Here is a 24681-nt window from a genome sequence, read left to right as displayed (position 1 = left end):
TGCAGTGAAACACCCGGTGAAACACTGCGTGAAACTTGCGCGCCGGCATTACAGCGGAGGCTCGACTGTCGTGCGGCGCACCGGCGCCGGAGGCGCGGACGGCGCCACGACGCCCATCGAGACGATGTACTTGAGCGCGGCGTCGACTGTCATGTCGAGTTCGATCACTTCGCTCTTGGGCACCATCAGGAAGAAGCCGGACGTTGGGTTCGGCGTAGTCGGCACATACACGCTGACGTAATCTTCTTTCAGGTGGTTGACCACGTCGCCGCCCGGAATGCCGGTCAGAAACGCAATCGTATAGGAGCCGCGGCGCGGGTATTCGATCAGCAGCGCTTTGCGGAACGCGTTGCCGCTGCTCGACAGCAAGGTGTCGGACACCTGTTTGACGCTGGTGTAGATCGGGCCGACCACCGGAATGTGAGCGACCAGCAATTCCCACCACTTCACGAGCTTCTGCCCAATGAAGTTCTGCGTCAACAGCCCGACGACAAAGATAAACGCCAGCGTGAGCACGGCGCCGAGCCCGGGCAGCCGATAGCCGATAGCCCGTTCCGGCTGCCACGAAGTGGGCAGCAGCAACAGCGTCTGGTCCATCGTGCCGATGATCAGACCGAGCACCCACAGTGTGATAGCCAGAGGCACCAGCACCAGCAGGCCAGTCAGGAACACCGATTTGAGCGTCGTTTTTTTCGTCGTCATGTGTACCGCCAGAAAGCCGCGCGAGCCGAAGCTCTACGCGCTGTGTGTGCGCCGCCTGAAGGCGGCAGTCCCACTAGGCGCTGCCGGAACCGCTCGAACTCGCCGAAGCGGCCGGTGCGGCAGCAGATGCGGCCGGCGTTGCGGCTGCGCTCGAGGAACCGGTTGCGGCCGTGCTGCTCGCCGAGCCCGTGTCGGATTTCGCGGCGCCGTTATTGGCAGCCGCTGCATTCTCGCCCGAACCGGCATTTGCGCCGTTCGAACCGCCATTTGCGTCGGGCTTGGCTGGCGCGCTGGTGCCGCCATTGCCGCCGCGGAAATCGGTTACATACCAGCCGGAGCCCTTCAACTGGAAACCGGCAGCAGTGACCTGCTTGCGAAAGGTGTCTTTCCCGCACTCGGGACACTGCGTCAACTGGGGGTCGCTCATCTTCTGAAGCACGTCCTTCCCGAAACCGCATGACTCGCAACGATAAGCGTAGATCGGCATGATCTTTTCCCTACTGAAATCTTGTAAACGCTTGCAAAGCCTTGAATTATAGCCGCAAACACTATGGGTTCCCCGGAATTCAGGAACCAATGGTCGACGCAGCCGCCGTTCACGCAAATTGGGGCGGCTGTGTGTGAATCAAGTGCAGATTCTCGGGCGACGGCACTTTGGCGCTTGCGCTCGTGCCCGGCGGTGCTCACCTGTGCTCCTATCCGCGACGACGCCAGGTGAGCCAGCGCTCACGTCCTGCAAAAACGGCGATCGAGTCGTTCACCGCTTCGTCTTCGATCAACTCGAAGTACGGTGTGAGCAACGCGTCCAGCTCCGCGCGCTCGATCCCGAACGGCGGCCCCTTGGGCGTCGCGCCGATGAAATAGAAACCCGCGAGCAACGCGCCGGCGGGCAACAAATCGGCCATCCGTTGCGCGTAGTCGGTGCGGCGAGCCAGCGGCAATGCGCAGAGAAACGCGCGCTCGTAAATCCACGCGAGCGTGAAAGGCGGCTCGTAGGTGAAGAAATCCGCCTGCTCCACCAGGTTCGCATGTTGCTCGCCCAACTGCTGTTGCGCCGCCGCGACGGCGGCCGGCGAGAAGTCGATTGCCCGGACGGGGTTGCCTTGTCCGGCGAGCAGGACCGCTTCGTAGGCGCTGCCGCATCCCGGAATCAACACGGGTGCGCCGCTGTGGCGCTCGGCGAACGAGCGGAATGCCGATTGCACTCCAGCCTGATCCCACGGCATGAATCCGCGCTCGAAACGCTCGTCCCAGAAAGCTGGGGAGTTGGGATCGCGGGTCGCAAAGTCAGGCGCGGAAGCGCGGGTCGGGTCGCTCATGGAAAGCCTCGCAGTTTTGCCGTCAATCGCCGGATTGGGGTGCCGGAATGGACGCGGTAATCCGCCACCGGCTCACTTGCCGGAAATGCGATCCCGCGTCGGACGTGAAATCAGGCGCCTGCGTCAGATGCGAAAATCGATCGCAGGATTCGGACGCTGAAATCAAAAGCCGTCGATCAACCGCCATAAGCCAGCGCCAGCACCACCCGCGCCAGCACCGCCCCAACACCGACCGCCACACCGAACATCAGCAAGCCTTGCAGCAACCGGTTGGTGCGTTTCTGCTCGAGCAGAATCTGGCGAATCATCTCGTCGTTCGCGCCGCGCGTGTTGTCGTGACGCTCCGCCAGCACGTGATGAATCAGGCGCGGCAACTGCGGCAGCGTCTTGCTCCACTGCGGCGCTTCGATCTTCAGACGCTCGTACCAGCCGCGCAGGCCGATCTGCTCGTTCATCCAGCGTTCGAGATAAGGCTTGGCCGTTTTCCACAGATCCAGTTCAGGATCGAGCGAGCGCCCTAGGCCTTCCACGTTCAACATGGTTTTTTGCAGCAGCACGAGTTGCGGCTGAATTTCGACGTTGAAGCGGCGCGACGTCGAGAACAGCCGCATCAGCACCTGCCCCAACGAAATATCCTTCAGCGCGCGATCGAAATACGGCTCGCACACCGCGCGAATCGCGCTCTCGAGTTCTTCGACGCGGGTGGTGGGCGGCACCCAGCCCGACTCCAGATGCAACGTGGCGACGCGGTGATAGTCGCGCTTGAAGAACGCGAGGAAGTTCTGCGCGAGATAGTTCTTATCGAAGTCAGACAACGCGCCGATGATGCCGAAATCCAGCGCAATATAGCGGCCGAAATGCGCCGGATCGAGACTCACCTGAATGTTGCCCGGGTGCATATCGGCGTGAAAAAAGCCGTCGCGGAACACCTGGGTAAAGAAAATCTCGACGCCTTCGCGCGCCAGTTTCGGAATGTCGACGCCCGCCGCGCGCAGCGTCTCGACCTGGCTGATCGGCACGCCGACCATGCGCTCCATCACCAGCACCGTGGGCGTGCAGAACTCCCAATACATTTCCGGCACCAGCAGCAGATCGAGCCCGGCAAAGTTACGCCGCAACTGGCTACCGTTGGCGGCCTCGCGCATCAGGTCGAGTTCGTCGTGCAGATATTTGTCGAATTCGGCGACCACTTCGCGCGGTTTCAGTCGCTTGCCGTCGGCCCACAACCGCTCGGCCCACACGGCGATGTCGCGCAGCAACGCAAGGTCAGAGTCGATCACGGGCAGCATGTTCGGGCGCAGCACCTTAACCGCGACCGCCTTACCCGCGTGCTGGCCGGCCTTCACCTTCGCGAAGTGGACCTGCGCGATCGACGCGCTCGCCACCGGCACACGCTCGAAGTCGTCGAATAACACGTCGACGGGAGCGCCGAGCGACTTCTCGACCAGCCCGATTGCCACCGCCGAATCGAACGGCGGAACCTGGTCCTGAAGCTTCGCCAGTTCGTTGGCGATATCCACTGGCAACAGATCGCGCCGCGTAGACAACACCTGGCCAAACTTGACGAAGATCGGGCCGAGGCTTTCGAGCGCGAGCCGCAAACGCACGCCCGGGGGCGCGTCAAACTTTCGGCCGATGGTGGTGATACGCAGCAGCAAACGCACGCGCCGGTCGTTGACGCGGCTCAGCATCATCTCGTCGAGACCGAACCGGATGACCGTGAAAAAAATCTTGAGGAAACGCAGAAAACGCATAGTAGTGCCCGGTGACTAGCGCGTGCCGCGCGACGTGGCGGCGCCGCCCGGCGCATCTGCGCCGCGGGCTTCGACCTTCTGTTCAAGACGCTCGATGCGTTTTTCCACGCGCGCCAATGCATCGCGCGCGCGGGCCAGTTCGACGTTGAAATCTTCAAGCGCGGTACGCCGCACCAGTTGCGGATTCTCGTCGAGCAGATATTCGGCGGCCGTGTCGAGCAGATTGCGACCGGTGCGTTGCACATGTTCGCCGACCGTTCGCACGACCGACGCAACCCGCCATGCCGGACCGTCGCCGATCAGCTTCGACAGGTCTTCTTCCGGCTCCCAGCGCAAATGCTCGGCGAGCTTCGCGATCACGGTGGCGAACTCGGCGTCGCCCTCTAACTTCACGTGCTTCATCACGGCGGCCTGGCCGCCTTGCACAAAGGCCGGCAACGCGTCCGACGCCACCGAGATGGTCACGTCGTACTGGTGCGTATCGGATTCGGAAACCGCGCCCAGATAGCCGTCCGGCTGTACGAGCAGCGTCAGCACGACCGGTGGACACGACAGCCGGGCAGTCTTGCCCGCATAAGGGACGAGGCGCTCACGAGCCCACGATTCGCGGGCGAGCAGATGATTGACAGCAGCAGCGAAGGGCTTGGCGGCGAGGGTCATCGAAAGTGGCAAGAAAAAACCCGCGCGAACGAGGTGCTCGCGCGGGTTCCTATTGTAACGTCCGTTCGCTTCGCGGCTTGCTCAGCCGAACGGCCAACGTTGGGTATCCGGTCAGGGCAACGCGCGCCACCTGTGCGTTGCCTCGCCGACGGCTCAGTGCTGCGCCACCTGCTGGATGCCCGCAAGCAGCCAGCCTTCGCCAGCGCGGTTCGCCTTCGACAGATTCCAGACCTCGACGAACGGCTCAGCCGCCGCACCCGGCGCTTCTCGAATCAGGCCGGAGAAGCGCACGCTCGCGAAGTATTCGGTCGCGCGTTCTTCGACGCCCAGCAACTCGGCGTTCAGTTGAACCACGTCCGTCTGATTGGATTCCGAACCACGCGAAGCCAGATCGACACGCACTTCGGCGAACATTTCCGGCGTAGTGAATTCGCGGATGTCTTCCACGTTGCCGACGTCCCATGCGGCTTGCAAGCGCACGAAATACACCTTCGCGTTGCGCAGGAACGCCTCGGAATCGAAGCCGGCCGGCACGACGGGCATCGGATTGATGGACGGCGTGGTCAGCGGATTGCCTTGCGGTTCGAGGTACGAGCCCGACGGCGGCGCGCTGTAGCGCGGTTCCATCGGCTTATAGCCGGTGTTGCCCGCATTCAGCGAGGGCGACGCGCCCGCGTAAGCCGGTTGCGCCGAATCGCGCTTGCGGCCCGTAAAGCGGCGGATCAGCCAGATCACGACCATCGCGATCACCGCAAGAATGATGACGTTCGCCATCATGCCGGCGAACGCTTCGCCCATACCAAAGTGCGACAGCAGCGCGGCGATACCGAGACCGGCGGCAAGACCCGCGATCGGCCCGAGCCAGCGCGAACGGTTAGGCGCGGCGGGCGGAGTCGGTGTAGTAGATGGCTGCGCACGCTGCTGCATGGCCTGATTGCTTTGGGAAGGCTGCGACGGCGCCGACTGTTGCTGCTGAACGGTATTCGACTGACGGCCGAGACTACGGCCACCGCCCATGCGGCGCGCTTCCGCATCGAGCGAAGCGAGCGAGCCGGCCATGATCAGACCGACCACCGCGATCAGTCCGATTCTTCTCACCAGCGAGCGCCCAACCTTACGGGGAGATAACACATTTGAATCGGACATTTTCGTACTTTCCTTTAAAAATCGATGGGTTAGGAACCCTAGTATTTGGTCCCCACATGTAAAGCTACCACGCCAGCTGACAAATTGTAATATTTGACGCCGTCGAGACCTGCTTGTTCCATCATTGTTTTTAAAGTTTCCTGATCCGGATGCATACGAATCGATTCCGCGAGGTACTGGTAGCTCTCGGCGTCTTTCGCAAAGCGTTCGCCGAGCCACGGCAACACCTTAAAAGAATAGACGTCGTAGACCTTTTTGAGCGGATCCCACACCTTCGAAAATTCCAGCACCAGCAGACGCCCGGCTGGCTTCAGCACGCGACGCATTTCCGCAAGCGCGACATCCTTGTGCGTCATGTTGCGCAGGCCGAATGCCACGGTCACCACATCGAAGTAGTTGTCCGGGAAGGGAATTTTCTCGGCGTCGCACAGCAGCGCCGGGGTGATCACGCCCTTGTCCAGCAGACGGTCGCGGCCCACGCGCAGCATCGATTCGTTGATGTCGGTATGCCAGACCTCGCCGGTTTCGCCCGCGCGTTTCGCGAAGGCTTTCGACAGATCGCCCGTGCCCCCGGCGATGTCGAGCACCTTGAAGCCCGGCCGCACGTTAGCCTGGGCGATCGTGAACATCTTCCACGCCCGGTGCAATCCGCCCGACATCAGGTCGTTCATCAAGTCGTAGTTGGAGGCGACCGAGTGGAATACGCCCGCCACCTTTTGCGCCTTGTCCTGTTCGTCGACCGATTGAAAGCCGAAGTGGGTTTTGCTCATCGCGCTCGTCCTTTCGCGTATTCTGAAATGTTGCGCCGCGTCAGTGCGGCGTTCGGGGCGAATCGTATCAGTGACAGTGCCCGTGCGCAGCGCCAGTTGGCACCATCGGCGTATCGCGGTCGACACCGGCCGCCTCAAGCCTGGCGAGATAATCGCGCCAGAGTTCGTCCTGCCGCAGGGCCATGTCGTGCAGAAGGTCCCACGAATAGATGCCAGAAGCGTGCCCGTCCGAGAAAGTCGGCTGAACGGCGTAGTTGCCGACGCCTTCGATCATCGTGATCGTCACTTCCCGCTTACCGGTTTGCAAAGTTTCCTGGCCCGGGCCATGGCCCTGCACTTCCGCCGACGGCGAATAAACACGCAGCAGTTCGAACGGCAGCCGATATGATTCGCCGTTCGCATACTGCAATTCGAGTACGCGCGATTTCGAATGCACGACCATTCCGGTCGGTACTGGAGTCTGAGGGGTCAATCCGCTCATGATGAGCCTCGTAAGAAATTGCCGGGCCGCGGCAGTTTTTTCGCCACTTCCGCCACGCGAAGTGTGAAGCGGCGAGTCTGGCCGTGCTCAGCCAAGAGCCTGTTCGATTTCCTGCCGCACCGCTTCGCGCAGCAATGTGGCTTGCGCGCGGCGCGACGACAGCATCGCTTCGGACACCGTGCGCTGGCGCGGCGCCCAGATGGGCAGCGGAAAATGTGCGTCGTTCGAAAAACGCGGAATGACGTGCCAATGCACGTGCGGCACCTGGTTGCCGAGGCTAGCCAGGTTCACCTTGACCGGCTGAAGAATGCGCCGGATCGCGCGTTCGACCGCGTACACGGCCTGCATCACGCGATCGCGATCGCTCGCGGCGAGATCGGAAAATTCGGCAACGTGCTGATTCCAGATCACCCGGCAGAAGCCCGGGTAATCGTGTTCGTCGGCGAGAACGACACGCAGGGTGTCGTCCTGCCACAGCACATCGCCGCCGTCTTCACGACAAAAAACGCAGTCCATCGTCGTCCTCAGGCAAAAATCGTCAGTCGTGCCATTAAACCAGCACGCGCTCGATTCCGCCATTGTTCGCCCGCTGGACGTAGTCCGCCATCCAGTCTTCGCCCAGCACGTGACGCGCCATCTCGACGACGATGTAGTCCGCCTCGGTGCCCGCGTCTTCGTTGTAGCGCGACAGGCCTTGCAGGCAGGACGGGCAGCTCGTCAGGATCTTCACGTCGGTCGCGCCCTTCGGCTGCGGACCGTCGCCGGCCTTCAGCACGGAGCCCTCCGGCGCGCCCGCCGAACCGGCTGACGCATTGGCCGTATTGATCGCGTTCGCGCCGGCCTCGGCGACCAGCGGAATACCGCGCAGCTTGGCCGCACCCTTGCGCATTTCCTCTTCCTTGCGGAAGCGGACCTGCGTCGAGATGTCCGGACGCGTCACCGCCAGGGTGCCGGATTCGCCGCAGCACCGATCGTTCTTCTCGATCTTGTAGCCGTCGTTTTCCGAGCCCATCAGCTGATTGACCAGTTTGACCGGGTCGATCGTCTTGATCGGGGAGTGGCACGGGTCGTGGTACATGTAGCGGACGCCGTTCACGCCTTCGAGCTTGATGCCCTTCTCCAGCAGGAATTCGTGGATGTCGATAATCCGGCAACCCGGGAAAATCTTCTCGAATTCATAACCGGCGAGCTGGTCGTAACACGTGCCGCACGACACCACCACCGTCTTGATGTCGAGGTAGTTCAGCGTATTGGCGACGCGGTGGAACAGCACGCGGTTATCCGTGACGATCTGCTCGGCCTTGTCGAACTGACCCGAGCCGCGCTGTGGATAGCCGCAGCACAGGTAACCCGGCGGCAGCACGGTTTGCACGCCCGCTTCCCACAGCATCGCCTGGGTGGCGAGACCGACTTGCGAGAACAGACGCTCGGAGCCGCAGCCCGGGAAGTAGAACACCGCTTCCGTGTCGGCCGTGGTCGTCTTCGGATTGCGGATGATCGGGACAATCTTGTTGTCTTCGATATCGAGCAATGCGCGCGCGGTTTTCTTCGGCAGATTGCCCGGCATCTTCTTGTTCATGAAGTGGATCACCTGCTGCGTGACCGGCGGCTTGCCGACCGATGCGGGCGGGTGCGCCGTCTGCTTCTTCGTGAACTTCTTCAGCACTTCGTTGCCGAGGCGCTGCGCCTTGTAGCCGACGCCCATCATCGCCGTACGGGCGAGGTTGATGGTCTGCGGATTCGTCGCGTTCAGGAAGAACATGCCCGCCGCGTTGCCCGGGTTGAATTTCTTTTTGCCCATCTTGCGCAGCAGGTTGCGCATGTTCATCGTCACGTCGCCGAAGTCGATCTTCACCGGGCACGGCGTCACGCATTTGTGACAGACGGTGCAGTGATCGGCGACGTCGTTGAACTCGTCCCAGTGCTTGATCGACACGCCGCGGCGCGTCTGCTCTTCGTACAGGAACGCTTCGACCAGCAGCGAGGTCGCGAGAATCTTGTTGCGCGGGCTGTACAGCAGGTTCGCGCGCGGCACGTGCGTCGCGCAGACCGGCTTGCACTTGCCGCAACGCAGACAGTCCTTGATCGACTCGGAAATCGCGCCGATGTCGGACTGCTGCATGATCAGCGATTCATAGCCCATCAGCCCGAAGCTCGGCGTGTAGGCGTTACGCAGATCCGCGCCTTCGAGCAGCTTGCCTGCGTTGAAACGGCCATGCGGATCGACGCGCTGCTTGTACTGGCGGAATTCCGCGATCTCGTCGTCGGTCAGGAATTCGAGCTTGGTGATGCCGATGCCGTGCTCGCCGGAAATCACGCCGTCGAGCGAACGCGCCAGCTTCATGATGCGCGCGACCGCCGTGTGGGCGTCCTGCAGCATCTCGTAGTTGTCGGAGTTGACCGGCAGGTTCGTGTGAACGTTGCCGTCGCCCGCGTGCATGTGCAGCGCGACGAACACACGGCCGCGCAACACCTGCTTGTGGATCGCCTGCGCTTCCTCGAGGATCGGCTTGAATTCGCCGCCATTGAAAATCTGGCGCAATTCGGCGCGGATTTCCTGCTTCCACGACACGCGGATCGTGCGGTCCTGCGTCAGGTCGAACACGCGAGCGTCGGCCTGGGTATCCACGCGATCGGCGAACTTTTCCGCCAGCGCTTCGTAGCCGAGACCGACCAGATAGTGCTGCGCCTCGCGCAACGACAGATCGAGCTTGTCGCGCAGGAATTCCCAGCGCGTACGCACGCGTTTTAGCAGATCGAGCGCTTGCTGGACGCGATCTTCGAGCAGTTCGGCGCTCGGAATTTCGTTCGCGTCGTCGCTCTTGCCGAGCGGCAGCTTGCCGCCCTGGAAGAACGCTTCGAGTGCGTCGACCAGTTGCAGCTTGTTCTTGATCGACAGTTCGATGTTGATCCGCTCGATGCCGTCCGTGTACTCGCCCATGCGGTCGAGCGGGATCACCACGTCTTCGTTGATCTTGAACGCGTTGGTGTGCTTGGCGATCGCGGCCGTGCGGCTGCGGTCGAGCCAGAAGCGCTTGCGCGCCTCGGCATTGACCGCGACGAAGCCTTCGCCGCTCTTGCCGTTAGCCATGCGCACGACTTCCGACGTGGCTTGTGCAACCGCATCCGCGTCGTCGCCAACGATGTCGCCGATCAGCACCATCTTCGGAAACGCGTTGCGCTTGCTCTTGGTCGCGTAGCCGACTGCGCGCAGATAGCGCTCGTCCAGATGCTCCAGACCAGCGAGAATCGCGCCGCCCTGGCGCGACGTCTCGAACAGGTAATCCTTGATTTCGACGATGCTCGGAATCGCTTCGCGCGCCTGGCCGAAGAATTCGAGGCAGACGGTGCGGGTATGCGCAGGCATTTTGTGCAGCACCCAGCGCGCGGACGTGATCAGCCCGTCGCAACCTTCCTTCTGCACACCGGGCAGGCCGGCGAGGAATTTGTCGGTGACGTCCTTGCCGAGGCCTTCCTTGCGGAACACGCGGCCCTTGATGTCGAGCGACTCGGTGCGCATCAGCTTCTCGCCCGGCGCATAGTTGCCGTCGAACCAGTTCAGCTCGAACCGCGCAACTTCGATGTCGTGAATCTTGCCCATGTTGTGGTCGAGGCGCGTGACTTCGAGCCAGTTCCCTTCCGGGTCGACCATCCGCCACCAGGCGAGATTGTCGAGCGCCGTGCCCCACAGCACGGCCTTCTTGCCGCCTGCGTTCATCGCCACATTGCCGCCGACGCAGGACGCATCGAGCGAGGTCGGATCGACCGCGAACACGAAACCGGCCTGCTCGGCCGCTTCGGTCACGCGACGCGTCACGACGCCCGCGCCCGAGAAAATCGTCGCGACTTTGCGGTCGACGCCCGGCAATTCGGTCATTTCGACCGCGCCGAGCTGTTCAAGCTTCTCAGTATTGATGACGGCCGAGAACGGCGTGAGCGGCACCGCACCGCCGGTGTAGCCCGTGCCGCCTCCGCGCGGGATCACGGTCAGACCGAGTTCGAAACACGCCTTGATCATGCCGGCGATTTCAACTTCGGTGTCCGGCGTGAGCACGACGAACGGGTACTCGACGCGCCAATCGGTCGCATCGGTCACGTGCGACACGCGGGACAAACCGTCGAACTTGATGTTGTCTTTTTCGGTGACCTTGCCCAGAACCTTGGTCGCGCGGCGGCGCAGGTCGTAGGTCTTCTGGAACTCGCTCGCGAACTCGTCGACGGCGCGGCGCGCGGCCTGCACCAGCGTTTCGACGCGGGCAGCACGGTCGATACCGGCTTCATCGCCATGCTGGACCAGGTCGGCGCGACGGCGCTTTTCAATCTCCGACAACCGGTGATGCAGCGCTTCGATCAGCATCGCGCGGCGTTTCGGATTGTCGAGCAGGTCGTCCTGCAGATACGGATTGCGGCGCACGACCCAGATATCGCCCAGCACTTCGTACAGCATCCGCGCCGAGCGACCGGTGCGGCGTTCCGCGCGCAATTCGGCCAGCGCGTCCCAGGCATCGTTGCCTAGCAGACGGATGACGATTTCGCGGTCGGAAAACGACGTGTAGTTATAGGGAATTTCGCGCAGACGCGCTTCGGGATCAGCGGCCACCGCAGCGGCGGCACCGTGCGGATCGAAAACTTGAGGTGCGTTCATGTTTGGACGACTCTGTAGGTCAACCGGGCGCGCTCACTGGGAGGCGTCGGATGACAATGCGCGTGGGGCGCAATGCTGGAAATCTTCTTGGGGAGCGAAGCACAACCGACGGCCTGATCGCATCGGTCTCTTCGCGGCGCTCAGATACAGCTACACGATCGTGCGTGGCGGACGAGACGCTCCGCCGCGGGGCAGGACTCACGCGGGACGGGCATCAAGTGGGCGATCTGAGGCTGCCAGTGCATCTTCCGATCCTTATTCCAAAACGGAATTCTACCGCATGATTCCGCCACGCGTTGACGGGTGAAATCGGAGGTGGGACGGGAGTTTGCGCGTTTTTGGAAAGAATCGGGAAAGAATTGGCTGTGTTCGGGCATGCGGAGAATTTATCGACCGGATGGTCGGGTGGGGATTTTGGGGCCGTGTTCGGCTGCGGTTCCGCCTGTTTTCCACGCAGGTTCGAGCCGCTTTCGACACAACCTCGCTGAAGCCCGAACGCAGCCTCAGCGGTACGTAAAAGCAGTCCAGATGCGACGTCGCCCCGGCTTTCCCGCAGACGCCAAAGGCCAGAGCCCGCACCGTTGGCGCTATCATTGACGCTTTCCCGTCTCACAAAGCGCACCGCGCCACCCGCATGGCTTCCCACGACTACCTGAAAAAGACCCTGACCGCGCGCGTCTACGACGTGGCCCGCGAGACCGAACTCGAACATGCGCCGAATCTGTCGGCGCGGCTGCGTAATCCGGTGTATCTGAAGCGCGAGGATAACCAGCCGGTGTTCTCGTTCAAGCTGCGCGGCGCGTACAACAAGATGGCGCATATTCCGGCGGATGCGTTGCAGCGTGGCGTGATTACCGCATCGGCGGGCAATCATGCGCAGGGCGTGGCGTTGTCGGCGGCTCGCATGGGCGTGAAGGCGATCATCGTGGTGCCCACCACCACGCCGCAAGTGAAGGTCGATGCGGTGCGCGCGCATGGCGGCGCAACGGTCGAAGTCGTGCAGTTCGGCGAGTCGTATAGCGACGCCTACGGCCATGCGGTGAAGCTCCAGGAAGAACGCGGCCTGACGTTCGTGCATCCGTTCGATGACCCGTACGTGATTGCAGGCCAAGGCACAGTGGCGATGGAAATTCTAAGCCAGCATCAAGGTCCGATTCACGCGATCTTCGTGCCGATTGGCGGCGGCGGTCTGGCGGCGGGCGTCGCGGCATACGTGAAATCGGTGCGCCCGGAGATCAAGGTGATTGGCGTGCAGACCGACGATTCGTGCGCGATGGCCGCGTCGCTGAAAGCCGGTGAACGCGTCACGCTGAACGAAGTGGGCCTTTTCTCGGACGGCACGGCCGTGAAGCTGGTCGGCGAAGAAACCTTCCGTCTATGCAGCGAATATCTCGACGATGTGCTGCTCGTGAACACCGATGCATTGTGCGCGGCGATCAAGGACGTGTTCCAGGACACGCGCAGCGTGCTTGAACCAGCCGGCTCACTGGCGGTAGCAGGTGCCAAGCAGTACGCGGAAAGAGAAGGCATCGAAAACCAGACGCTGATCGCGATCACGTCCGGCGCGAACATGAACTTCGACCGCATGCGTTTCGTGGCCGAGCGTGCCGAAGTCGGTGAAGCACGCGAAGCCGTGTTCGCGGTGACGATCCCCGAAGAACGCGGCAGCTTCCGGCGCTTCTGCGAGCTGGTCGGCACGCGCAGTGTCACCGAATTCAACTACCGCATCGCGGATGCGAACTCCGCGCATATCTTCGTCGGCGTGCAAACGAAAAACCGCAGTGAGTCCGTGCAGATAGCAGGCGCATTCGAAACGCACGGCTTCGCCACCGTCGACCTCACGTTCGACGAACTGTCGAAGCAGCACATCCGCTACATGGTCGGTGGGCGCTCGCCGTTGGCGCACGACGAACGCCTGTTCCGTTTCGAGTTTCCCGAACGGCCGGGCGCGCTGATGAAATTCCTGTCGTCGATGGCGCCGAACTGGAACATCAGCCTGTTTCATTACCGCAACCAGGGCGCGGACTACAGCTCGATCCTCGTCGGCATCCAGGTGCCGATGACCGAGAACGACGGGTTCGACAAATTCCTTACGACGCTCGGCTATCCGTACTGGGAAGAGACGAAGAACCCGGTTTATCGCCTGTTCCTCGCCTGAACAATCCGAACCGACAGGACTAAAACCCGCAGATGGCTCTCTCGCTCGTCGACAAACTGGTAGTGGCAATCTCGTCGCGCGCGCTGTTCGACTTCGAGGAAGAGAACCGCGTGTACGAGGAAGGCGATCTGCATGCGTACGAAGCGCTGCAGCGCGACCGGCTGACCGTGCCCGCCAAACCGGGCGTCGCGTTTCCGCTGATCCGCAAGCTGTTGGCGTTGAATGCCGGCGGCCACCGCGTCGAAGTGGTGATCCTGTCGCGCAGCGATCCGATCAGCGGACTGCGCGCGTTTCACTCGTGCCGCGAGCACGGTCTCGCGATCGAGCGCGGCGTGTTCACGCGCGGACGCGCACCGTTCGGCTATCTGAAGCCGCTGAACGCGTCGCTGTTTCTGTCCGCGAATCAGGACGATGTGCGCGATGCATTGGCCGCCGGATTCCCGGCCGCGCGCGTGTTGCCCGAATCGGCGAAAATGGCGAGTAAATATCCGGACGAAATCCGGATTGCGTTCGACGGCGACGCGGTGCTGTTTTCCGACGAAGCCGAACGCGTTTTCCAGAAAGACGGCCTGCGAGCATTCGTCGGCCACGAGATTCACAACCGCAATTTGCCGCTCGCGGACGGCCCGTTGAAGCCCTTGCTCGAAGCGCTGCATCGGCTGCAAAAACTCGCGGACGAAGCCGCGCCGATGCATATTCGTACGGCATTGGTCACGGCCCGTTCGGCGCCCGCCCACGAGCGCGCGATCCGCACTTTAATGGCGTGGAACATCGAAATCGACGAAGCGATGTTCCTCGGCGGCCTCGACAAGAGCGCATTTCTGCGCGAGTTCGAGCCCGACTTTTTCTTCGACGACCAAATTGGCCATTGCGAATCGGCCCGCGTCGTGACGGCGACCGGGCACGTGCTGAGTGGCATCGTGAACGCATCATGACACCCGAACAATCACCGCTGGGTAAGGCATCCACTTACACCGAACAATACGACGCGTCGTTGCTGTTCCCGATCGCGCGCAAGAACGCGCGCGAGGCGATCGGCATCGGCGCGCAGTTGCCGTTTTTCGGCACGGACATCTGGAACGCTTACGAGTTGTCGTGGCTGAACGCGCGCGGCAAACCGCAAATCGCGGTCGCCACGTTCTTCGTGCCGGCCGACTCGCCGAATATCGTCGAGTCGAAGTCGTTCAAGCTTTATCTGGGCTCGTTTGCGCAGACGTCGTTCGAATCGATGGATGCGGTGCGCGACACGATCAAGCGCGACGTGTCCGCGTCGTGCGGCGCCACCGTGTCGGTTCATCTGACCGCGCCGTATGAATTCGGCAAGCTGCAAATGGAAGAATTCGAAGGCCTGTCGCTGGATCGGCTGGATCTGGACACCGACGTTTATCACCCGGACGCGTCGCTGCTGAGCGCCGCGCACGATGAATCGCCGGTCGAGGAAACGCTGTTTTCGAATCTGCTGAAATCGAATTGCCCGGTGACGGGTCAGCCCGATTGGGGCACCGTACAGATTCACTACGTGGGTCCGCAAATCGATCACGCGGGCTTGCTGCGCTACATCATCTCGTACCGGAATCACACCGGCTTTCACGAGCAATGCGTCGAGCGGATTTTTATCGACCTGATGAAGGTCTGCAAGCCGGTGAAGCTCGCGGTGTATGCGCGCTATACGCGGCGCGGCGGACTCGACATCAACCCGTTCCGCACGAACTACAACCTGCCGATGCCGGACAACATGCGCCTGGCCCGACAGTAAAGCAGCCCGACTCGCCGCAGAGGTTGCGATCAACCCTGCGGCGAATCAGAAGCCTTAAGCCTTAAGCCTTAAGCCTTAAGCCGCCGGCTTCTTGTAAGCCACGCAATCCACTTCGACGCGGCAGTCGATCACCATCGACGACACCACGCAAGCGCGCGCCGGCGGATTCTCGCCGAAGTACTCGCGGAACACCTTGTTGAACGACGCGAAATCGCGCGGATCGTCCAGCCACACGCCGCAGCGGACCACATGCTCCGCGCCGTAACCGGCTTCCTTCAGGATCGCGAACACGTTCTGGATCGCCTTGTGCGATTGCTCGACGATGCCGCCGTTGATCACTTCGCCGTTTTCCATCGGCGTCTGGCCCGACACGAACAGCCAGCCGTCCGCTTCGACCGCACGCGCAAACGGCATCACCTGACCGCCCGTGCCCTTTCCGCCTTCCACGCCATATCGCTTCATCTTCATGCTCCTTAAAAAGTTGGGCGCGCGTTCGACACCGTCGCTGCGCGCACCGCCATCAATCGGTTGAATAAAATCAGAACGCGCCGCGCGCGTCACCCTTCGACGCCGCGCCGCGCGCCACGAAATGCCCGGCGCGCTCGCCCGTCACTTCGCCGTCGCGATACGACAGCACGCCGTTCACCCACACTGCGTCGATGCCGTCTGCGGCTTGCTGCGGCTTCTCGAACGTCGCCGCGTCGCGCACTTTGGCCGGGTCGAACAACACCAGGTCGGCGTGATAGCCGATGTGGATTTCGCCGCGTTGTGCAAGGCCAAAACGACGCGCCGACAAACCCGTCATCTTGCGCACCGCTTCTTCGAGCGGCAGCAAACCGGCGTCGCGCGCGTAATGGCCGAGCACGCGCGGAAACGCGCCCCACAAACGCGGATGCGGCAACGGATCGTTCGGCAAGCCATCCGAGCCGACCATCGTCGCCGGATGCGAGAGGATGCGCCGCACGTCGTCTTCGGACATGTTGTGGTACACCGCGCCCGCAGGCTGCAGGCGTTTGCCCGCTTCCTGCTGCGTGACGCCCCACTCCGCCGCGATCTCCTTCACGAGCTTGCCCGCCATCTCGGGATGCGGCTCGGACCAGGTAATCGTAATGTCGATATCGCCCGTGACCTGCTTCAGGTCCAGCGTCGACGAACTGCGGTTGTACGGATAGCAGTCGCAACCGATCGGCTGCAGACGCCGCGCGCCTTCGATCGACTTCAGCACTTCCTCGCTGCGCCCCCAGTTCGACGGACCCGCGCACTTCAGATGCGAGATCACCACCGGCACATGCGCGTGACGACCGACGCGGAACGCTTCGTCCATGGCGTCGAGAATCGCGTCGAACTCGGTGCGCATGTGCGTCGTGTACAACGCGCCGGCTGCGGCGAGCGGTTCGGCGAGCGCCATTACTTCTTCGGTCGGCGCAGCGAACGCCGAGCCGTACGCGAGGCCCGAACTCAAACCCAATGCGCCGTTTGCCAACGCCTCTTCGAGCTGCGCGCGCATGCCGTCGATTTCCTGCGGCGTTGCCGCGCGGTCGAGCCGGTCCATCTGGTTATTGCGCAACGCCGTATGACCGATCAGCGCGCCGACATTCACCGCCGGACGCGCTTTATTCACCGCATCGACATAAGCGGCGAAGGTCGGGTACTGGAACGCGTCGCGCTCGCCGAGCAGGTTCATCGGATCGGGCGGATCGCCCTTCAGCGAAACCGGCGACGCGCTGATCCCGCAATTGCCGACGATCACCGTCGTCACGCCCTGGGTGATTTTCGGCAGCATTTGCGGCGAGCGGATCACGTGCGTGTCGTCGTGCGTGTGGACGTCGATAAAGCCCGGCGCCAGCGCGCGGCCATTGGCCTCGATCACTTCTTCGGCGAGCCAGTTCGACAGATTGCCGATCGCGGCGATGCGGCCGTCGCGGATCGCCACGTCGCGCTCGACAGGCGGCGCGCCCGTACCGTCGTACAGTTGCGCGCCGACAATCAGCGTGTCGGCGGCTTCGGGATGCGAATGCATGGATTCAGTCTCCTAACGGTTGTCGATCGCCGCCGCCGCGGTGCGTGTCGAGCGCGTGCTTCATGCGGCGCAGCAATTCGCGGCTCTCGTCGCCCTGGCTGACGGCAAGTTCGGTGACGAGCACATCGAGCGCCATCATCATGGCGTAGCGCGATGACGACGGCTTGTAAATGAAATCGGTTTCGAAGGCGACGATCGGGATCACCCAATCGGCCAGGCGCGCGAGCGGCGACGCCGGCGCGGTCAGTGCAATCACGGTCGCGCCGTAGCTGCGCGCGATCTTGCAGTTCTCGACCATCTCGGGCACGCGCCCGGTGGTGGACAGCGCGATCACCACGCATTCACGCGACACGGTGCTCGCGACCATACGTTGCAGCAAGCCGTCCTGATAGGTCGCGACGGGCCGCCCGAGGCGCACGAGGCGGAAGCGCATTTCGTCGGCGAGCGCGGTCGAACCGCCGCCCATGCCGAACACGTAGATCATTCTGGCTTCGCGCAATGCGGCGGCCGCATCGCCGAGCGGCGCCTGCCGCAGCAATTGATGGTTATGCGCGAGCGCGGTTTGCAGTTCGTCGAATACGCGAGTAGCGATCGGCTCCGGTGCGTCGCTGGGACCGCCCGGTTGCAGGAAGCGCTGACCGACCGCCGCCGCCTGCGCGAGCCGCAGTTTCAACTCGCGCACGTCGCGGCAACCCACGGCTTTGGCAAAGCGCGTGACGGTCGCCACGCTGACTTCCGCCTGCTGTGCCAGCGCACCGATGCTCGCGCGCGACGCGCCGGTGAGGTCGTCGAGGATCAGCGCGGCAACTTTGCGTTCGGCCGAGCGCAGTTCCGGCGCGCATTCGGCGATGCGCGCGACGATGTCGAAAGCCAGCGGTTCGGCGGTTGAGTTCATTGCAGACTGTGGGGTGTCGTGCGAGGCTGGCAAAGAACCTCGCGACGACGGTTGCACCAAACGTGGTACTAAATAACATTTCACCGAACATCGTACTTTCGGTAACATGGTAAAGTCAACTTCGATTCAATTTAACCGGACGATGGAGCTTGGAGACATGAAAGTTACAAACTATCAGGGCGCAACGATTGATCCTTATAGCAAGGGCTTGGGCATCGTTCCGGGCACCAGCATCCAGCTGACGGATGCCGCGCGTCTTGAGTGGAATCTGCTGAACGAGGACGTCAGCCTGCCGGCTGCCGTGCTGTATGCGGATCGGGTGGAACACAACCTGAAATGGATGCAGGCGTTCGTCGCGGAATACGGCGTCAAGCTCGCGCCGCACGGCAAAACCACGATGGCGCCGCAACTGTTTCGCAAGCAGCTTGAAACCGGCGCGTGGGGTATCACGCTGGCCACCGCGCATCAGGTGCGGGCGGCGTATCACGGCGGCGTGTCGCGAATCCTGATGGCTAACCAGCTGGTCGGCCGTCACAACATGATGATGATCGCAGAGTTGCTGAGCGACCACGACTTCGAATTCTTCTGTCTCGTCGATTCGGTCGAAGGCGTCGAACAGTTGGGCGAGTTCTTCACGTCGGTGAAGAAACCGCTGCAGGTGCTGCTCGAACTCGGCGTGCCGGGCGGCCGCACTGGCGTGCGCGACGAAGCGCAGCGCAATGCGGTGCTCGAAGCGATTGCCCGCTATCCCGAGATCCTGAAGCTCGCTGGCGTCGAGTTGTATGAAGGTGTGTTGAAGGAAGAGCACGAAGTGCGCGACTTCCTGCAAAGCGCGGTCGCGATTACGCGCGATCTGGTCGAGCAAGGCCGTTTCGCGCGCACGCCCGCCGTGCTGTCGGGCGCGGGATCAGCGTGGTACGACGTGGTCGCGGAAGAATTCGTGAAGGCGTCGGAGACCGGCAAGGTCGAAATCGTGCTGCGGCCCGGCTGCTATCTGACGCACGACGTCGGCGTGTATCGCAAGGCGCAAACCGATATTTTCGCGCGCAATCCGGTGGCGAAGAAAATGGGCGAAGGCCTGTTGCCCGCGCTGCAGTTGTGGGCGTACGTGCAGTCCATTCCCGAGCCGGATCGCGCGATCATCGGTCTCGGCAAGCGCGACGCCGCTTTCGACGCAGGCATGCCGGAACCGTCGCGTCATTACCGTCCGGGTAACGACGCGCCGCGCGATATCGCATCGAACGAAGGCTGGGAGATTTTCGGCATGATGGATCAGCACGCGTATCTGCGGATTCCCGCGGGCGCCGATCTGAAGGTGGGCGACATGATTGCGTTCGACATCTCGCATCCGTGTCTGACGTTCGACAAGTGGCGTCAGCTGCTGGTGGTCGACCCGGAATATCGGGTGACTGAAGTGATCGAAACGTTCTTCTGATTTTTCGCGGACGGCGCGTCTTGTTGCGGCAACAAGGCGCGCTGTTCGTGGTTCATGGTTCGTGAGATTGCCCGGCGAAGATAGCTGGGCTTCAAACCCAGTTGAACACCGCGAGCAATCAGCAGCACCTCACTCCTCCGCGCCGCGCGCACCCGCCGTCGCCGCCACTTCCCCGATCCTCACCTCGAGCAGCTTCAGCGCGCCCGACAATGCGCCCATCGCATCGTCCGGCAATGCGGTCATCGTGTCGTGCAAAAACGCATTGCGACGCGGCAAGCTGGCTTCAGTCGCCGATTGCCCCGCTTCCGTCAGACGCACGTTGGTCACGCGGTTATCGCGCTCATCCATGCTGCGCACGATCCAGCCCAATCCTTCCAGCGTCTTCAACTGACGCGTCAGCGCGCCGGGATCGACACGCAGGCGCTCGACCAGACGCTTCTGCGACATCTCCTCGCCCGCCTGATCGTGCAGCGCCAGCAGAATGCGCCAGCGCGGCAACGGATGGCCGACGTGCGCCTCGAATGCCGACATGAACGCCCGATAAGTCCTGCCGAATTGCTGCATGACAGCGACGCGATCCTGTTCTTCCATGATGTATCTGTAAAACCGTCAGTCTAAAAAATCAGTCCGCGTGAATCACGGGTTCGAGCTTGCGTTGGAGCTTGATCGGCGGCACGCGGCGGCTTTGCCACACCGACACCACCGCGATGATCGCCGCCATCGCGAGCCCCAGATGAATCGCGGCCACCAGCGATTCGCGCGCGCTTTCGAGCAGCATTGCGCCGTTATGGCCCGCGTGCGTCAACTGGTCGACCAGCGCGGTTTGCGCGCCCTGATTGATCAGGATTTGCGGATCGCCGAGATCGCTGAACCAGTGCGATGCGTTCGCGCTTTCCAGCGCGCTGCGCACGCCGCTCGCGTACATATGGCTGATCAGCGTGCCGGTGAGCGCCGTGCCGATCATGCCGCCAATCATCCGCAGCGACTGCAGCAGCGCCGTGGCGATGCCGAGGTGCTCGCGGCCCGCCGTCTGCTGCGCGAAGATGGTCAGGTTCGGCATCACGAAGCCGAGCCCGAGGCCGCCGAGCACCATGAACGACATCAGCACCCATTGCGACATGGAACGCGTCGCGACCACGATCCCGAGGCACGACAACGCGATCAGCGCAAAGCCGACATACAGCATCAGATTCGGATTACGCACGCGCGACACGATGCGCCCGTTGGCAATGCTGCCGATCGTGATGAACACGACCAGCGGCGTGATCACGAGCCCCGCTTCTTTCGGCGACATGCCGAAGCCGCCCTGGAACAGCAGCGGCGCGTAGAACAGCATCGAGAACATCGTGAAGCCGCCGAGCACGGCGAGCAGAAACAGCGCCGAAAGGCTGCGATTGCGGAACATGTCGACGGGAAGAATCGCGGTTGGGCAGCGTTTTTCCCACTGCCACAGCGCATAGGCCGATACGATGCTCAAGCCGAGCAGCCCGAACGCGATAAGCGTCGAGCCTTGTTTCGGCAGCATCTCGACGAACAGTTGCAGCGAACCAAGCGCGACGGCGATCAGCAACGCGCCGGGCCAATCAAGCCGCATCTTGCCCTTATGCTCGACGTGTCGCAGATGCGGCAGAAAACGCCACACGAAAAACAGCGACAGCAAACCAACCGGCAGATTCACGTAGAAAACCGAGCGCCATCCGTAATACTGCGTGAGAAAACCGCCGAGCGACGGCCCCACGGCATTGGCGATCCCGAACGCCGAACTCATCAGCACCTGCCAGCGCAGACGCACGACCGAATCGGGAAACAGATCGGGAATGCACGCGAACGCGGTGCCGACCAGCATCCCGCCGCCGATGCCCTGCAAGCCGCGCGCAAGCACGAGAAACAGCATGTTGTTGGCGACGCCGCACAGCACCGACGCTGCCGTGAACACGACGATCGACGCGATCACGAACGGTTTGCGCCCGTAGTAATCGCCGAGTCGGCCGAAAATCGGCACGGTAATGACGGAGGTCAGCAGATACGACGTGGCAACCCACGCGTAGAGTTCGAAGCCCCTGAGTTCCGACACGATGGTGGGCAGCGCGGTGCCGACCACGGTCTGATCGAGCGCGACCAGCATCGTGACGAAGGAGATGCCGAGCATCGCCAGCAAGGATTCACGGAACGGTAAGACTTGCCCACTCGAGTGGTGAGCCGCGGTATGGACAGCCATTTTTGATAGAGCAACAGTTGACTCGTCAAATGATCGGGAATCATACCATGCTGCGACGCTCTAAGCGGGACGTGCCACCTGCCTTCGCGGCGGTGGCAATCGACTGAAGAAAGCACATGACATGACGCCAGGGAGGCCCATGCAACCGAGTTCGCTGACCACATCATCGTTATCCGACGAGGATCTCAAAGCGCTAAAACGCGCAAAACATCAACTCGAAAGCCCCGCGCTTGCGATGAAATTGGCGAGCATCGTCGGCGCGCCGATCGAAAAGCTGATGTCGCGTATTCCGGCCTTCGCCAACGCCAAGGTCACCGATGCGACCGAACTGGCGCTGCGCAAATGTTTGTCGATCGCGCTGCGTACGCTGGGTCGCCGCGATGCTACGCCACTCATCGTGCCCGACCGGCCGAGCAATTTGCTGCACAAATTCGCGGTGGCGACCACCGGGGCGGCCGGCGGCGCATTCGGGCTATTCGCGCTGCCCGTCGAATTGCCGGTCACCACCACGCTGATGTTCCGCTCGATCTGCGATATTGCGCGCAGCGAGGGCGAGGATCTGACGTCGATCGAAACGCAGCTGCAATGTCTGACGGTGCTCGGCATGGGCGGCACGTCGAGCGAAGACGACGACGCCGATCTCGGCTACTTCATCATGCGGGGCGCGCTGGCGCAGGCGGTATCGAAGGCGTCTTCGGAGATCGCGACCAAGGGCTTCAGCGCGCACGGCTCGGCGGCCTTGTTGCGGCTGCTGAACGCGATTGCTGCGCGCTTTTCGGTGCAGGTGAGCGAGCAGATCGCCGCCAAGTCGATTCCGGCGATCGGCGCGGTGCTCGGCGCGATGGTCAACACGGTTTTCATCGACCACTTCCAGCAGGTTGCGCACGGACACTTCACCGTGCGACGGCTGGAACGGCAATATGGCCAGCCCACCATCGAGGCCGTCTATCAGACGCTGGACGTCACGCTCGACGGTTGAGTGGCGGCGTTGGTGGGGTTGGTGGCCTTCATGGCGCGGCTCGTCGCGCGTCGCACGAAAGCAGCCGCGTGATCGAGCGCGCGGTTCGCCTCCGGGATGAACGGCGCGAACATCGGCCACACATGCGGCATTTTCTTCCACACCTCAAGCTCGCAATCGACACCCGCCGCGCGTGCGTTATCGGCGACACGCTGCGAGTCGTCGAGCAGCACTTCCGTGCTACCCGCCATCAGGAAAAGCGGCGGCAAGCCGTGCAGGTCAGCGTAGAGGGGCGAAGCGTAGGGGTCCGCGGGCGAAGCATCACCGAGATAAACCTCCGTGGCACGTTTGATCGCGGCACCGCAGAACATGGGATCGACGCTGTCATTGGTGCTGAGGCTGGCGCCGGTCGCGGCGAGATCGGTCCACGGCGAGAACAGCAAGCCGCCGGCCGGCAGCGGATCACCTGCGTCTCTTAGCGCGACCAACGCGGCGAGCGCGAGACCGCCGCCGGCCGAATCACCGGCAATCACGATCGACTCGGGCGCGATGCCGTCGGCGAGCAGTCGACGATAGGCGGCGGTCGCATCATTGAGTGCCGCTGGGAAACGATGCTCGGGCGCAAGCCGGTATTCGAGGGAAAAGATCGACGCATGCGCACGCGTCGCCAGTCCGAACACTATCGAGCGATGCGTACGCGGTGAACAGAAGTAATAGCCGCCGCCGTGACAGTACAGCACGGTCGGGCCGGCCTCGGGTGACGTCGCGTTAGTTGCGGGTTCGAGCCACTCGCCGCGCAAAGGCATGTCGTTCGCGCCATATAGCTCGCGCAACCGCCAGTCTCGAGGCACGCGCGGCGACCAGACGCGCTTCGCCGTCAACGCACGCGCCCGCTCGACGTTGATGCGCGGCTTGAGCGTTTCCGGTCGGAACTGCCGACGCAAATACCAGCATGCGAGTGCACTTTGCCAACTCATCGGGACAGGCTCCTTCTGTAGGGTCCCGTCATGGTACGTGTGTTCCAGGCCGCGTCGATCGACGGCGGGTTCTAATCTCAAAAATGTTCGCCCGCCTTGGATTCGGCTACGCCGACGTTCAGTTTGCGGGCAACACCTGTCCGCGGATTTCACCCATCGGGTTCTGCGCGGTGTGCACGTTGAAGTACCACTGCCCGGCCATCAGATCGGTAACCTGCTGCTCGGTGAGCGCCGTTGATCCCTTGATCGGACTGGCAAGCGCGCCTTTGTCGATCGGCACCTGGACCTTCGCGTTCTGGCCGACTGGCGCCGGACCGTGAAAGTGGGCGGCGGTGGCCGGACCGCTCAATCCTTCATAAGTGACGGTCCATTGCAGCGATTTCGTCGATGTATCGAACGTGGCGTTCAGCATGCCGTGCCCGTGGCTGACGCGCGGCGGCACTTCGCTTGACGGTTCGAGATCGGCCTTCAGGGCCACGGTATCAGCGAAGGCGACGCCGGACGCCAACGCCCACAACACCACAGCCAGATTCAGTTTTCGCAGCGTAAGCATGGTCTTCTCCAGACTTTTGATGCATCGCCGCACCGACTTTTCGGCCGCGTGCGAAGCCACCACATACTAGTGCAAAAGCTTTGCGGATGTTCAGAAAGGGACCATGGAAGGTTGACCATTGGGACGCGGGATATAGCGGGCGCGAGTGTTCTTTTTGCGCGGGTTGTGCCTGGCGAAGCGCTGGACTTGCAGTTGTCCGTGCCGGTCAGCGATACGTTGACTTACGACGACGTT

Annotated in this window: 22 protein-coding genes; 5 read left to right on the top strand and 17 right to left on the bottom strand. The window is 62.5% G+C overall.

Annotation, left to right across the window (positions count from 1 at the left end):
- Positions 1-48 precede the first annotated feature (48 nt).
- The 10 genes from BLS41_RS03490 to BLS41_RS03445 all read right to left on the bottom strand — a co-directional run bounded on the left by BLS41_RS03490 (position 49) and on the right by BLS41_RS03445 (position 11477).
- Entirely contained in the window at positions 49-702 is a 654-nt protein-coding gene (locus tag BLS41_RS03490; protein ID WP_074762989.1) for a DUF502 domain-containing protein, read from the bottom strand.
- A gap of 73 nt (positions 703-775) precedes the next feature.
- Positions 776-1189, bottom strand: coding sequence for an FmdB family zinc ribbon protein (locus tag BLS41_RS03485; protein ID WP_074762987.1), 414 nt, complete (start codon positions 1187-1189; stop codon positions 776-778).
- A 208-nt stretch (positions 1190-1397) separates the two neighbouring features.
- Positions 1398-2021 (bottom strand): class I SAM-dependent methyltransferase, encoded by a 624-nt coding sequence (locus BLS41_RS03480; protein ID WP_074762985.1) that lies wholly within the window; start codon positions 2019-2021, stop codon positions 1398-1400.
- A 176-nt stretch (positions 2022-2197) separates the two neighbouring features.
- Positions 2198-3775, bottom strand: a complete 1578-nt coding sequence (gene ubiB, locus BLS41_RS03475; protein WP_074762983.1) for a ubiquinone biosynthesis regulatory protein kinase UbiB — start codon at positions 3773-3775, stop codon at positions 2198-2200.
- Positions 3776-3790: 15 nt separating this feature from the next.
- Positions 3791-4435 (bottom strand): ubiquinone biosynthesis accessory factor UbiJ, encoded by a 645-nt coding sequence (locus BLS41_RS03470; protein ID WP_074762982.1) that lies wholly within the window; start codon positions 4433-4435, stop codon positions 3791-3793.
- Positions 4436-4588: 153 nt separating this feature from the next.
- Positions 4589-5581: a Tim44 domain-containing protein gene (locus tag BLS41_RS03465; protein WP_074762980.1), complete on the bottom strand. Its 993-nt coding sequence runs from the start codon at positions 5579-5581 to the stop codon at positions 4589-4591.
- Between the two features lie 38 nt (positions 5582-5619).
- Positions 5620-6351, bottom strand: coding sequence for a bifunctional demethylmenaquinone methyltransferase/2-methoxy-6-polyprenyl-1,4-benzoquinol methylase UbiE (gene ubiE, locus BLS41_RS03460; protein WP_074762979.1), 732 nt, complete (start codon positions 6349-6351; stop codon positions 5620-5622).
- A 67-nt stretch (positions 6352-6418) separates the two neighbouring features.
- Positions 6419-6832: a gamma-butyrobetaine hydroxylase family protein gene (locus tag BLS41_RS03455; RefSeq protein ID WP_074762977.1), complete on the bottom strand. Its 414-nt coding sequence runs from the start codon at positions 6830-6832 to the stop codon at positions 6419-6421.
- An 87-nt stretch (positions 6833-6919) separates the two neighbouring features.
- The gene (locus BLS41_RS03450) at positions 6920-7348 is read right to left on the bottom strand and encodes an HIT family protein (protein ID WP_074766253.1); all 429 of its coding nucleotides are present in this window, start codon (positions 7346-7348) and stop codon (positions 6920-6922) included.
- 34 nt (positions 7349-7382) lie between these two features.
- Complete coding sequence (locus BLS41_RS03445; RefSeq protein WP_074762975.1) at positions 7383-11477, bottom strand: DUF3683 domain-containing protein; 4095 nt, start codon at positions 11475-11477, stop codon at positions 7383-7385.
- 589 nt (positions 11478-12066) lie between these two features.
- Between BLS41_RS03445 and ilvA the strand changes: the two genes are divergently transcribed.
- Genes ilvA through queF form a run of 3 tightly spaced genes read left to right on the top strand, consistent with a single transcriptional unit; the run spans position 12067 to position 15391 of the window.
- Positions 12067-13635 carry a threonine ammonia-lyase, biosynthetic gene (ilvA, locus tag BLS41_RS03440; RefSeq protein ID WP_074762973.1) on the top strand — a complete coding sequence of 523 codons (1569 nt, stop codon included), beginning with the start codon at positions 12067-12069 and terminating at the stop codon, positions 13633-13635.
- Positions 13636-13667: 32 nt separating this feature from the next.
- Positions 13668-14570 carry a 5'-nucleotidase gene (locus tag BLS41_RS03435; protein WP_074762971.1) on the top strand — a complete coding sequence of 301 codons (903 nt, stop codon included), beginning with the start codon at positions 13668-13670 and terminating at the stop codon, positions 14568-14570.
- Positions 14567-15391 carry an NADPH-dependent 7-cyano-7-deazaguanine reductase QueF gene (queF, locus tag BLS41_RS03430; RefSeq protein WP_074762969.1) on the top strand — a complete coding sequence of 275 codons (825 nt, stop codon included), beginning with the start codon at positions 14567-14569 and terminating at the stop codon, positions 15389-15391. The genes BLS41_RS03435 and queF overlap by 4 nt, the downstream gene beginning before the upstream one ends.
- A 75-nt stretch (positions 15392-15466) precedes the next feature.
- Here queF and BLS41_RS03425 read toward each other — a convergent pair whose 3' ends face one another.
- The 3 genes from BLS41_RS03425 to BLS41_RS03415 form a co-directional block, all read right to left on the bottom strand.
- Positions 15467-15853 carry a RidA family protein gene (locus BLS41_RS03425; RefSeq protein WP_062126077.1) on the bottom strand — a complete coding sequence of 129 codons (387 nt, stop codon included), beginning with the start codon at positions 15851-15853 and terminating at the stop codon, positions 15467-15469.
- 76 nt (positions 15854-15929) lie between these two features.
- Entirely contained in the window at positions 15930-17411 is a 1482-nt protein-coding gene (locus tag BLS41_RS03420) for an N-acyl-D-amino-acid deacylase family protein (protein ID WP_074762967.1), read from the bottom strand.
- Between the two features lie 4 nt (positions 17412-17415).
- On the bottom strand, positions 17416-18306 hold the full coding sequence (locus BLS41_RS03415; RefSeq protein ID WP_074762965.1) for a MurR/RpiR family transcriptional regulator: 891 nt from the start codon (positions 18304-18306) through the stop codon (positions 17416-17418).
- 157 nt (positions 18307-18463) lie between these two features.
- On the opposite strand from BLS41_RS03415, the gene BLS41_RS03410 reads away from it, so the two are divergent.
- Positions 18464-19741, top strand: coding sequence for an amino acid deaminase (locus BLS41_RS03410; protein WP_074762964.1), 1278 nt, complete (start codon positions 18464-18466; stop codon positions 19739-19741).
- Between the two features lie 129 nt (positions 19742-19870).
- On the opposite strand, the gene BLS41_RS03405 is transcribed toward BLS41_RS03410, so the two are convergent.
- A complete protein-coding gene (locus tag BLS41_RS03405; RefSeq protein ID WP_074762963.1) occupies positions 19871-20332 on the bottom strand; it encodes a MarR family winged helix-turn-helix transcriptional regulator in 462 nt (153 codons plus the stop codon).
- A gap of 31 nt (positions 20333-20363) precedes the next feature.
- Positions 20364-21959 carry an MDR family MFS transporter gene (locus BLS41_RS03400; protein WP_074762961.1) on the bottom strand — a complete coding sequence of 532 codons (1596 nt, stop codon included), beginning with the start codon at positions 21957-21959 and terminating at the stop codon, positions 20364-20366.
- A 139-nt stretch (positions 21960-22098) separates the two neighbouring features.
- On the opposite strand from BLS41_RS03400, the gene BLS41_RS03395 reads away from it, so the two are divergent.
- Complete coding sequence (locus BLS41_RS03395; RefSeq protein ID WP_074762960.1) at positions 22099-22938, top strand: EcsC family protein; 840 nt, start codon at positions 22099-22101, stop codon at positions 22936-22938.
- Here the strand turns inward: BLS41_RS03395 and BLS41_RS03390 are convergent.
- Together BLS41_RS03390 and BLS41_RS03385 are read right to left on the bottom strand one after the other, a co-directional pair.
- On the bottom strand, positions 22908-23894 hold the full coding sequence (locus BLS41_RS03390) for an alpha/beta hydrolase (protein WP_074762959.1): 987 nt from the start codon (positions 23892-23894) through the stop codon (positions 22908-22910). The two genes, BLS41_RS03395 and BLS41_RS03390, sit on opposite strands and share 31 nt — an antisense overlap.
- A gap of 118 nt (positions 23895-24012) precedes the next feature.
- On the bottom strand, positions 24013-24447 hold the full coding sequence (locus BLS41_RS03385; RefSeq protein WP_074762957.1) for a CHRD domain-containing protein: 435 nt from the start codon (positions 24445-24447) through the stop codon (positions 24013-24015).
- Positions 24448-24681: the final 234 nt, after the last annotated feature.

The sequence above is a fragment of the Paraburkholderia fungorum genome (assembly GCF_900099835.1).
Classification (GTDB): domain Bacteria; phylum Pseudomonadota; class Gammaproteobacteria; order Burkholderiales; family Burkholderiaceae; genus Paraburkholderia; species Paraburkholderia fungorum_A.
The sequence above is the reverse complement of the archived record's forward strand: the minus strand, read 5'-3'. Positions and strand labels throughout refer to the sequence as shown.